This is a genomic window from Alloyangia pacifica (genome assembly GCF_020524285.1).
In the GTDB taxonomy this organism is placed as follows: domain Bacteria; phylum Pseudomonadota; class Alphaproteobacteria; order Rhodobacterales; family Rhodobacteraceae; genus Salipiger; species Salipiger pacificus_B.
This window is the reverse complement of record NZ_JAIVKX010000026.1, coordinates 46,509-56,078: the sequence shown is the minus strand read 5'-3', so window position 1 is coordinate 56,078 and position 9,570 is coordinate 46,509. Positions and strand designations below refer to the sequence as shown.

7 protein-coding genes are annotated in these 9,570 nt (G+C 65.9%); 2 read left to right on the top strand and 5 right to left on the bottom strand.

Features of this window, described 5'->3' with window-relative positions; translation table 11 throughout:
* Positions 1 to 474: 474 nt before the first annotated feature.
* Genes LC039_RS25910 through LC039_RS25890 form a run of 5 tightly spaced genes read right to left on the bottom strand, consistent with a single transcriptional unit; the run spans position 475 to position 6,577 of the window.
* The gene (locus LC039_RS25910) at positions 475 to 1,239 is read right to left on the bottom strand and encodes a DeoR/GlpR family DNA-binding transcription regulator (protein WP_226629637.1); all 765 of its coding nucleotides are present in this window, start codon (positions 1,237 to 1,239) and stop codon (positions 475 to 477) included.
* A complete protein-coding gene (locus tag LC039_RS25905) occupies positions 1,229 to 3,088 on the bottom strand; it encodes an ABC transporter ATP-binding protein (RefSeq protein WP_226629636.1) in 1,860 nt (619 codons plus the stop codon). Before LC039_RS25905 ends, LC039_RS25910 begins: the two co-directional genes overlap by 11 nt.
* Positions 3,088 to 4,017: an ABC transporter permease gene (locus tag LC039_RS25900; RefSeq protein ID WP_226629634.1), complete on the bottom strand. Its 930-nt coding sequence runs from the start codon at positions 4,015 to 4,017 to the stop codon at positions 3,088 to 3,090. The genes LC039_RS25905 and LC039_RS25900 overlap by 1 nt, the downstream gene beginning before the upstream one ends.
* Positions 4,017 to 5,003 (bottom strand): ABC transporter permease, encoded by a 987-nt coding sequence (locus LC039_RS25895; protein ID WP_226629632.1) that lies wholly within the window; start codon positions 5,001 to 5,003, stop codon positions 4,017 to 4,019. Before LC039_RS25895 ends, LC039_RS25900 begins: the two co-directional genes overlap by 1 nt.
* A gap of 41 nt (positions 5,004 to 5,044) precedes the next feature.
* Complete coding sequence (locus LC039_RS25890) at positions 5,045 to 6,577, bottom strand: ABC transporter substrate-binding protein (RefSeq protein WP_226629630.1); 1,533 nt, start codon at positions 6,575 to 6,577, stop codon at positions 5,045 to 5,047.
* 718 nt (positions 6,578 to 7,295) lie between these two features.
* Here LC039_RS25890 and LC039_RS25885 point away from each other — a divergent pair.
* The gene (locus LC039_RS25885) at positions 7,296 to 8,678 is read left to right on the top strand and encodes an ethanolamine ammonia-lyase subunit EutB (protein WP_226629629.1); all 1,383 of its coding nucleotides are present in this window, start codon (positions 7,296 to 7,298) and stop codon (positions 8,676 to 8,678) included.
* Positions 8,678 to 9,418: an ethanolamine ammonia-lyase subunit EutC gene (eutC, locus tag LC039_RS25880; RefSeq protein ID WP_226629627.1), complete on the top strand. Its 741-nt coding sequence runs from the start codon at positions 8,678 to 8,680 to the stop codon at positions 9,416 to 9,418. Before LC039_RS25885 ends, eutC begins: the two co-directional genes overlap by 1 nt.
* The last annotated feature ends 152 nt before the right edge of the window (positions 9,419 to 9,570 follow it).

Below are 9,570 nucleotides of genomic sequence, written 5' to 3'. Positions count from 1 at the left end.
CCGTCATGAACGGTCACACCGCGCTCGGCATACCCGTTACTGTGGCCGTGGGATAAGTCCGTCTGGGGAAAGGGGGAGCCTGATCATCAGCCGATTTGTGCAACAGAGTCTTCGGCAGCCTGCTAAATCCCATCGATTTCCGGCGGGGCCAGTTGGCCACTTCAATAGAGCTGCTGAATGTCGGCCAGATCCTCTTCCAGCGTGGGGACTGCGGGCTCGATTTGGAGGGTTTTCGCCACAAGCCCCAGCCCGCTTGCAGCAATCTGCCGCGCCTGAGCGTGGGGCGTGTGCGAAGGTTGGGGCGGTGTCGGGAGCAGGCGAACCGGTGCCGCCAGACACCGCGAGAGCCATCGCATGCTTGCATGCAAGCGGCAGCCGCAATGTCATCCAGATCGAGACATTGCCAAAAGACCTGCCGTCCGAAAGACGCGGGGGAAATACAGACCGCGCCTGCGCTTGGAGATCGCCTGCGGCTCAGTCCCAGACGACTTCGCCGATCCCCGCGCCGCGCAGGGTGCCCACCTCCGACTCCTCCACGCCTTTCTCGGTGACCAGCACGTCGATCTCGTCGCAGCCGCAGATCTCGACGCGGCTGACCTCCCCCAGCTTCGAGACGTCCGCCAGCGCCACGACCTTTTTCGCCGAGGCAATCACCGCCCGGGCAAAGTCCGCCTCGGACTGATGGAAATCCGTTGCACCGCGGGTGGCAGAGATACCCACGGGCGAGAAGACACCGAGATCGGGGCTGTAGCGCCGCATGCTCGACGTCGCCATCTCGCCGAAGGTGCCGGGGATCTCGGGGATCACCCGGCCGCCGATGAGCACCACGTCGGCATCGGGGCGGATCGCGAGGATCGCGGTGCTGGCATCGACCGAATTGGTGATCACCGCGACATCGGGAATTCCGGCCATCGCCGTGGCGAAGGCCAGCGTGGTGGTGCCAGCATCCAGCGCCACCATCATGCCCGGCTGCACCAGGCGCGCGGCGGCAATGGCGATGCGCTTCTTGGCCGCGGCGTTGACCCGCTTGCGGTCCTCGAACTTCGGCTCGTTCTGGACCGTGACCCGCTCGGCGCCGCCATGCACACGGCGCAGCTTGCCCTCGCTTTCCAGCTGCACGATGTCACGCCGGATGGTCTCGCGCGAGACCTGCATGTCCTCGACCAGCTCATCCACGCTGACGCGCTCGCTCACGGTCAGCTTGGCGAGGATGAGATGGTAGCGATCCTTAGCCCACACGGGAGATTTCCTCTTTCGTTTCAGCGGACTCAAGCATGCCCCTCGCCAGCGGGAAGTGGCAGGCAATTCGTCCGCGGGCCAAGGTATTGCGGAGCATGGGATCGCTTTCAAGGCATTCCGGACGGGAAACCGGGCACCGTTCCGCAAAGGCACAGCCCTTGGGAAGGCGGATCGGCGAGGGCGGCTCGCCGTCGACCAGGCATTCCCCAGGATCGTAGGGCGATGCCTCGATGGTCGGAGCGGCGGAGAGCAGCGCCCGGGTGTAGGGGTGCAGCGGCCGTCCGAAGACATTTTCGTTCGATCCGATCTCGACGATCCGGCCCAGGTACATCACCGCCACCCGCGAGGCGACGCGGCGCACCAGTGCAAGGTCGTGGCTGATGAAGATGCAGGTGATCGCGCGCTCGCGCTGCAGCGTGCGGAAGAGCTCGATCAGCGGCGTCTGCTCCATCGGGTCGAGGGCCGAGAAGGTCTCATCAAGCAGCAGCACTGTGGGCTCGAGCACGATCGCCCGCGCCACGTTGATCCGCTGGCGTTGCCCCGCCGAGAGCCCCGACGGCAACTTGTCGTAGAGCGCGGGATCGAGCCCGACCTCGGCCATGGTCGCCTCGACCCTGGCGCGCCGCGCCTTGCCACCGAGGTCCGAATGCAGCCGCAACGACTCCGAGATCGTGCGCCCGATGGTCCAGTGCGCAGGGATCGAGCCATAGGGATCCTGCAGCACGAGTTGGAGCTGCGCGCGAAGATCGAAGCGCTCCTTCTTGGTGAAGGTGCCGACGTTCTTGCCGTGGAAGTGCACCGCGCCATCGTCCGGTTCCTCGAGCCAGGTCAGCAGCCGCATCAGGGTCGACTTGCCGCAGCCCGACTCGCCCACGATGGCGAGGCTCTCGCCCGGGTAGACGTCGAAATCCGCACCACGCACCGCCTGCACGAAGACCGACCCGAAGAGCTTGTCCTTGCGCGGCACCTTGTAGGTGCGCCTGACGGCGGTGATCGACAGCGCGGCGGGACGGTTCAGCTCGTCGGACGCCGAGAGGCTTTCCGGTGCGGTGGTGCCCCAGATTTTCGGAGACTGCGCGATGAGCTGCCCGGACGCCTCGGTCTGCGGCGCCTCGAGAAGCTGCCGGGTCGGGCCGCTCTCGACGATCCGGCCTTTGTCCATGACCACGATACGGTCGGCGAAATCCTTGATCGTCGGCACCGAGGAGGTGATGAAGATGAACGCCGTGCCAAGGCGCTCGCGCAGGTCCTGGAAGAGCCGGATGATCTGCGCCGCCACGGTCACGTCGAGCGGCTGGGTGACATTGTCGGCAATCACCAGCTTGGTCTCGCCGATCATCGCGTCGACAATCGCGGCCCGCTGGATCATGCCGCCGGAATATTTCGACGGGAGTTCTTCCATGCGGTGCCGGGCCTCGGGGATACGCACGAGGTTGAACAGCTCGTGCACCCGCTCGAGCGCCTCCTTCATCGACACGCCGGGGCGCACCGCCCGGTATTTCTCGGCGATCTGGCGACCGACCGGCAGCGTCGGGTCGAAGACCCGCGTCGGGTCGGCGCCGACGTAGCCGATGCCGGTGCCGCGGATGCGGCGCAGCGCGTCCGGCGCCGCCTCGAGCACCTCCTCGCCGCCGAGGCTGACGCTGCCGCCGGTCACCGTGAGCGGCGCCTCAGTCCAGCCCATCAGCGACCGGCCCAGAACGCTCTTGCCGGCACCACTGCGCCCGATGATCGCCAGTGCCTCGCCCGGCGCCACATCGAAGGAGACGTGATCGAGGATCGGGGCATCACCCGGACGCGCGGCGTTCGCGACGCTGAGCTCCGACACGGAAAGAAGCTTCTCGGTCATCATTTGGCTCCTTCGAAGACGGCGTTGCGGGCGCGCTCGAGCGCGGTGCCCATCATGTTGAGCGACAAGAGCAGCAGCATCAGGAAGACACCGGGCAGCACGGCGATCCACCAGGCGTTGATCAAGTACTTGCGCCCGTCGGCGATGATCACACCGAGCGTGGGGGTCGGCGGCTGCAGGCCGATGCCGAGGAAGTCGAGCACGCATTCGAAAATCATCATGCGGGCGAGGTCGAACACCGCGGCGAAGGCCATCGGCGGCAGGGCGACCGGGGCCACCATCAACAGGATGATGCGAATGTCCGAGGCACCGAGCACCCGGGCGGCGCGCACGTATTCCTGCCCGCGCTCGGCCAGGGCCCCGGCACGGGTCAGGCGGGCGTAGTTCGGCCATGTGGCCAGCACCAGCACGGCAATCACCAGAGCGGGCGTCGCGCGGGCGAGGCCGAGAATGGTGATCGCGAGGATGATCGGCGGGATCGACATCTGAATGTCCACCACGCGCATCAGCAGCTGGTCGATCTTGCCACCGACGAAGCCGGCGTAGAGCCCCACCGCCGAGCCGATGACGAAAGAGAGCGCCGTGGCCGCAAGCCCGATGAGGAAGGTGATCTGCAGTCCGACCAGGGCGCGGGAGAGCATGTCGCGGCCAAGCTGGTCGGTGCCCAGCGGAAAGGCCGGGTTGGCACCCTCGGAGAAGATCGGCGGCGTGAACTTGTCGACGAAGTTCATCTTGGTCGGGTCGACCTGGAAGACGAAGACCGACACAAGGGCCATGAGCAGCAGCAGGCCGAAGAGACCGGCCCCGAGCAGGAACCAGGGCGAGGACCGCGTGGCCAGCCAGATGCGCTTGCCCATGGCCAGTTCACGGGTCGATGGCAGGGCGGGTTTCGGGGCAGCGAGCGGGGCGGTGGAAATGTCAGAGGTCATCAGTAGTCCAGCCTTGGGTCGAAGAGGCCGCTGACGAAGTCGACAGCGATGTTCACCAGCACGAAGAAGGCGCTGATAATGATGGCGATGGCCTGCACCAGCGGGAAGTCGCGCTGCAGAACCGCCTCGACGGTCAGCTTCCCGAGGCCGGGGAAGTCGAAGACGAACTCGATCACCAGAAGACTGCCGATCAGACTGGTCAGCATCACGCCCAACGTGTTGATGAACGGCACGGCGGCGCCGCGCAGCACGTGGCGCGAGAAGATCTGCCGCTGACCGAGGCCACGTACCGGGGCCACGCGGACGAAGTCGCGGCGGGTCATCGAGGAGATCGCCGAAGACCAGGTGCGGATGAAGATCGGCGCCATCTCGATGGCCAGCACGATCGCCGGCAGGATCAGGTAGCGCGGCCCCTCGTAGCCCACGGCGGGAAGCCATTTGAGCTTGATCGAGATCAGCAGCACCAGCAGACCGGCGATCCAGAAGCTGGGCATCGAGACCAGCAGCGATGAGCCCATGATCGACAGCGACTCCTGCCATTTCCCGGCGCGCAGGCCCGCGTAGATGCCGATCGGAGCAGAGACCAGCAGCGCCAGGCCCAGGCCCGCCAACGCGAGACCGAGGCTCAGCGGCAGGCGGCTGCCCAGCAGCGACAGCACGTCGGCGCGGTCGGACCGGGTCTGGTCGTCGCCGTGCCCGCCCCCGACCGAAAGGCCGGATTCGGAGCGGATGTAGGACTGGCCGAAGTCCCCATGCAGGACGATACCGCCGACGTATTTTCCGAATTGCACGAGGAACGGGTCGTTGAGACCCATCTTCTCGGACAGGGCATCGACGCTCGCCTGGTCCGACAGGCCCCCGGCCAGCATCCGGGCGGGATCGCCCGGACCGACGCGCAGCAGCGTGAACACGATCAGCGCCGCAAGGAAGACGATGAGCGCGCCTTGTGACAGGCGCCTCGCGAGAAAGGAGAAGGTTGCGATCATGTCTGATCCTCGGGGTCTTTGATCGTGTTCACCGGCCTGGCTCAGGCCATGTTCGCGGCGGTGAAGTCGAGATCACCCGCGGCGGTCATGCCGATGCCGGTGAGCGCGGAGGAGGTCGCGATCATCATGTTGGAGTTGAACAGCACCTGGTTCGGCAGCTTGTCGGCGATCTCGGGCAGCACCTCGTCCGAGATGATCTTGGCGCGGGTCGCCATGTCGGTCTCGGCCACCTGCTTTGCGAGCACCGCGTCGATCGACGGCTCGCTGACGCCGGTCACGAGGCCGATCTTCGAAGAGTACTGCAGCATCAGCTGGATGTTGGGCTCGGGGGAGTTCGGCGCCCAGCCACCGTCGATCATGTTGCCGGCGTTAACGTTGTAATAGGCGTCGTTCCAGGCGGCGACCTCCATCACCGTCAGCGTGATCGGGAAGCCTTGAGCCTGCAACATGGCGGTGATCGCCTCGCAGATTTCCTTGGACTTCGGGTAGAAGCCGGTCGAGGTGATGTATTCGATCTCGGGCATGCCGCTGCCGCCCGGGTAGCCGGCCTCGGCGAGCAGTTGCTGGCACAGTTCCGGGTCGTACTTGCCGTAGTCGGGCAGCGGGGTGGAGCCGAGCTTCATCGGCGGCAGCACGCTCTCGGCCTTGTAGCCGGCCTCGCCGATCAGCGAGAGCAGCCCGTCGCGGTCGATCGCGGCGGCGGCGGCGCGGCGCACGCGGTAGTCGTCGAAGGGCGGCTTGTTGCAGCGGAAGTGCAGGTAGCGGTTCTCGACCGAGTTCACCTTCTGGGTGCCGACGCCCTCTTCGCTCTGCAGGCTGGCGTATTGCTCGGGCTCGAGCCGTTCGATCACCTCGGCTTCGCCGGACATCAGCGCCAGCATCCGCGCGTTGCCATCGGGCACGTAGCGCACGACGATCTTCTTGACGTTGCCGGTGCTGCCGCCCCAATGGCCGTCGAAGGCTTCGAAGCTGTGACCGCTGGCATCGGTGCCGAGGTAGCGGAACGGGCCGGTGCCGTTCATGCTGCCCTGCAGCTTCTCGGGCGTCGCGACATCGGCGGCGCGCAGGATCGGCGAGTAGACCTGCAGGAAGAGGAACGAGTGCGAGGGGAAGGTCTCGGTGGTGACGGTCAGGCTGTGGCTGTCCTTGACGGTGACCTTGACCGGCCCGGGGTAGAAGGCACGCGCCGCGCCTTCGCGCGAATAGTACTCGAGCGATGCCTTCACGTCCTCTGCGGTCAGTTCGGCACCGTCGTGGAAGGTGATGCCCTTCTTCAGCACGATATCGACATTGGCGCCGTCGATGATCTCGAAGCTCTCGGCGAGGCGCAGCTCCGGCTCAAGCAGGTCGTCGCCGGTCATCGGGTAGCGCAGCAGCGTGTCGAAGACGATGAACTCGATGCGCGTGTTGGCCAGGGTCGTGTTGCCCGACGGATCCCAGTTGCCGGTGGTGTTCTCGGGACTGAGCCAGCGGACGACGCCCGTCTCGCCAGCCTGCAGCGGCGCGCCGAGCACGGCTGCAGTGAGCGGGATGGCCGCGCTGGCCATGAGGAAGGTTCTGCGTGAGAGTTTCATTGTCTTATCCCTGTTGCTGGTCGTTCCGGATCGTGGTCTTGCGCGCCGAGCCGGGTAGTCATGCCTGCGAGCCGGCAGTCTTGTGGTCTTGCCCCACGCGTCCATGCGGTCGTGTGGAGGTCGAGGTTGCGCTGCCCTTAAGTGTCGTGGCGGGTGGCTGATCCATCGGCGCGTTGCCGTCCTGTCCCTGAGATCCGGTGTGAAAGTGCTGACGTGACGCAAACACAAATCCACACAAACACACACTTCGGTCAAGCGGTGTTTCCAACAATTCGCCGATTTACACATATTTTCTTCCTCAGGATCTGAATTGGGTATGCAACTTTTTGCACACCGTTGAAAAACATCGCAGCCACCATCGCGCGACGTCGAAAATCGCGCCGTTCTGAAAACACGGTGCTGTCTGCGATGTATTTCGCTCCACAAAACCGCAAAAACACCCAACAAGGCTCAGGACAGCTCCCAACAGAAACGCCTGCCAGCCGCGCGATTCCCCAACATCCACAGCCAACTGCACACGGCATGTCATGACGCGTCATGGACCGCCGGTGCGGCCCAAACCCGCAGCAGGAGACCTCATGAGACCGCAGCGAGAATCTCCGTCTCCCACCCGCGCGCCGGCGACAGCCTGCTTGACCGAGTTCCTCCCGCCCCCGCCGGGCGCAGCAGCCCCAACCTCCGGAACGATCCGACCCAGAAATGAAAGGCACCCCTCCCCGTGACCTACTCGCATATCGCCGGCGGCGAGACGCACCGGTTCGACACCCTCGCACACGTCCTCGCCGCCGCCTCGCCACTGCGCTCCGGCGATGAACTGGCCGGTCTCGCGGCTCCCAGCGAGGCCAACCGCGTGGCGGCGCGCTACGTGCTGGCGGATCTGCCGCTGACCACCTTTCTCGAGGACCTCGTCGTGCCCCACGAGCACGACGAGATCACCCGCCTGATCATCGACAGCCATGACGCCGTCGCCTTCGCCGCCTTCCGGTCCATGACGGTCGGCGATCTGCGCGACTGGCTACTGGCCGATACCACTGATGGCCCGGCCCTCGAGCGCGCCTCCCGCGCGTTGACCGCGGAGATGGTCGCCGCCGTCAGCAAGCTGATGCGCAATCAGGATCTGATCGCCGTGGCCGCGCGCATCGAGGTGGTCACGAAGTTCCGCAACACGATCGGCCGCAAGGGGCACCTCTCGACACGCCTGCAACCCAACCACCCGAGCGACGATCCGCGCGGGATCGCCGCGACGATCCTCGACGGGCTGCTGCAGGGCACCGGAGACGCGGTGATCGGCATCAACCCCGCGTCGGACAGCGTGAAGAACTGCACCGACCTGCTGAAGGCGCTCGACACCTTCCGGCAGGAGTTCGACATTCCCACCCAAAGCTGCGTGCTGACCCATGTGACCAACTCGATCCAGATCATCGAGGCAGGCGGCCCGGTCGATCTCGTCTTTCAGTCGATTGCGGGCACCGAGGCGGCCAACAACGGCTTCGGCGTCAACCTGGCGGTACTGAAGGAAGCGCACGAGGCGGCATTGTCGCTCAACCGGGGCACGCTCGGCAACAACGTCATGTATTTCGAGACCGGACAGGGGGCGCCGCTCTCGGCGGGCGCCCATCACGGCGTCGATCAACAGACTCTCGAGGTGCGCGCCTATGCCGTGGCCAAGGCCTTCGATCCGTTGCTGCTCAATACCGTGGTCGGCTTCATCGGGCCCGAGTACCTGTTTAACGGCAAGCAGGTGATCCGCGCCGGCCTCGAGGACCACTTCTGCGCCAAGCTCATGGGTCTGCCGATGGGCTGCGACATCTGCTACACCAACCACGTCGACGCCGATCAGGACGACATGGACACGCTGATGTGCCTGCTGGGCGCTGCTGGGGTCAACTTCGTGATCTGCGTGCCCGGCTCGGACGACGTGATGCTGTCCTACCAGTCTCTGGCCTTCGAGGACGCACGCTGGATGCACGGCAACTTCAATACCCGCCCCGCTCCTGAATTCGATGCCTGGCTCACCCGCATGGGATTGGGACGCGATGCCGACCGCCGCGCCCTGCCGGACCTGGGCGATTTTGCCAAACGCGCGGGGCTCGTGGCCTGATGACCGAAATGAAATCCTCGCTCACCAGCAACCTGCGCCACCTCACCCCCGCACGGCTTCGGCTCGAAGCGGGCGGCGGCGCCGCGAAACTCTCCTCGGTCCTTGATTTCCAAGCCTGCCATGCGAATGCCCGCGACGCCATCCGCACGCCGGTCGACTGGCGGGGCGTCACGGAGGCGCTCGGGGACGCCGCCGCCATCCAGGTGCACAGCCGCGCCGAGACCCGCGACATTTACATTCGCCGGCCCGACCTCGGCAGGCGGCTGCGCGACGAGGATGCGGCTTTGCTGCCCGAAGGCCCCTTCGACATCGCCATCGTCGTCGCCGACGGCCTCTCGGCGCATGCGATCAACGACACCGGCGGCGCGCTCGTCGCCTCGCTGCTACAGGCCTTCGCCGACCTCTCGGTTGCACCAGTGGTGCTGGCTGAACAGGGGCGCGTCGGCCTTGGCGACGAGATCGGCGCGCATCTCGGCGCGGCGCTTGTGCTGATCCTCGTGGGGGAGCGCCCGGGACTGTCGGTCACCAATTCGATCGGCGCCTACCTCACCCGCAACCCGCGCGTGGGCACCCCGGACAGCGCCCGCAACTGCGTGTCGAACATCCACGGCAAGGGCGGGCTGTCCATCGCGGATGCGACGCACAAGATCAACTGGCTGGTGCGGCACGCCCGCAAGCTGGGCGTCACGGGAGTTGGACTGAAAGACCTGTCCGACACCGTCCCCCTGCTGGGCGACTGAGACAACAGGAACCGCCGCGCGCCCATGGTGCGCGGCCGCGGACACGACATGGGGCACGGAGGCCATCGAGACATGTCGCCGCCCACCGAAAGGTCGCCCAAATACACACAAACACAACACTCCGTTGGCGCAAAGCTGGCAAAAGCGACATC

Bases quoted from the DNA above. Each gene is read 5' to 3' on its own strand.
- eutC (WP_226629627.1), top strand. From the start codon at position 8,678: ATGACCGAAATGAAATCCTCGCTCACCAGCAACCTGCGCCACCTCACC.
- LC039_RS25905 (WP_226629636.1), bottom strand. From the start codon at position 3,088: ATGACCGAGAAGCTTCTTTCCGTGTCGGAGCTCAGCGTCGCGAACGCC.
- LC039_RS25900 (WP_226629634.1), bottom strand. From the start codon at position 4,017: ATGACCTCTGACATTTCCACCGCCCCGCTCGCTGCCCCGAAACCCGCC.
- LC039_RS25895 (WP_226629632.1), bottom strand. From the start codon at position 5,003: ATGATCGCAACCTTCTCCTTTCTCGCGAGGCGCCTGTCACAAGGCGCG.
- LC039_RS25890 (WP_226629630.1), bottom strand. From the start codon at position 6,577: ATGAAACTCTCACGCAGAACCTTCCTCATGGCCAGCGCGGCCATCCCG.